1 rRNA gene (cut by a window edge) is annotated in these 1430 nt (G+C 54.8%); it reads left to right on the top strand.

The window, feature by feature from the left end:
- Positions 1 to 1394 (top strand): 23S ribosomal RNA (locus tag ACWFRF_RS34825); it begins 1816 nt to the left of the window's first position.
- The last annotated feature ends 36 nt before the right edge of the window (positions 1395 to 1430 follow it).

The raw sequence follows: 1430 nt of genomic DNA on the forward strand, positions 1-1430 counted from the left end.
CATATAGCCTGAGACGTGATGCGTACCCGTTGAGGGGAATTCAGTGATCCTATGCTGCCGAGAAAAGCCTCTAGCGAGCTGGTACACGGCCCGTACCCCAAACCGACACAGGTGGTCAGGTAGAGAATACTAAGGCGATCGAGAGAACTGTGGTTAAGGAACTCGGCAAAATGCCCCCGTAACTTCGGGAGAAGGGGGACCTGGTCTGGTGACGTTCTTTACGGACTGAGCTGGACGAGGTCGCAGAGACCAGAGAGAAGCGACTGTTTACTAAAAACACAGGTCCGTGCGAAGTCGTAAGACGATGTATACGGACTGACGCCTGCCCGGTGCCGGAAGGTTAAGAGGACCGGTTAGCCTGTCATGGGCGAAGCTGAGAATTTAAGCCCCGGTAAACGGCGGTGGTAACTATAACCATCCTAAGGTAGCGAAATTCCTTGTCGGGTAAGTTCCGACCTGCACGAATGGCGTAACGACTTCTCTGCTGTCTCAACCACAGACTCGGCGAAATTGCATTACGAGTAAAGATGCTCGTTACGCGCGGCAGGACGAAAAGACCCCGGGACCTTCACTATAGCTTGGTATTGGTGTTCGGTACGGTTTGTGTAGGATAGGTGGGAGACTGTGAAGCTCGGACGCTAGTTCGGGTGGAGTCGTCGTTGAAATACCACTCTGATCGTATTGGACTTCTAACCTCGGACCATGATCTGGTTCAGGGACAGTGCCTGGTGGGTAGTTTAACTGGGGCGGTTGCCTCCCAAAATGTAACGGAGGCGCCCAAAGGTTCCCTCAGCCTGGTTGGCAATCAGGTGTTGAGTGCAAGTGCACAAGGGAGCTTGACTGTGAGACTGACAGGTCGAGCAGGGACGAAAGTCGGGACTAGTGATCCGGCACCGGCAAGTGGAAGCGGTGTCGCTCAACGGATAAAAGGTACCCCGGGGATAACAGGCTGATCTTCCCCAAGAGTCCATATCGACGGGATGGTTTGGCACCTCGATGTCGGCTCGTCGCATCCTGGGGCTGGAGTAGGTCCCAAGGGTTGGGCTGTTCGCCCATTAAAGCGGCACGCGAGCTGGGTTTAGAACGTCGTGAGACAGTTCGGTCTCTATCCGCCGCGCGCGTAAGAAACTTGAGGAAGGCTGTCCCTAGTACGAGAGGACCGGGACGGACGAACCTCTGGTGTGCCAGTTGTTCCGCCAGGAGCACTGCTGGTTGGCTACGTTCGGAAGGGATAACCGCTGAAAGCATCTAAGCGGGAAGCCTGTTCCAAGATGAGGTTTCTCTCCCACTTGATGGGTTAAGGCCCCCTACAGACCATGGGGTTGATAGGCCAGAATTGGAAGCCAGGTAACTGGTGTAGGTGACTGGTACTAATAGGCCGAGGGCTTACTACGAAGGTGTTACGCGTCCACTGTGCGGTTTCTGAAACA

The organism is Nocardia sp. NPDC055165, from assembly GCF_053606985.1.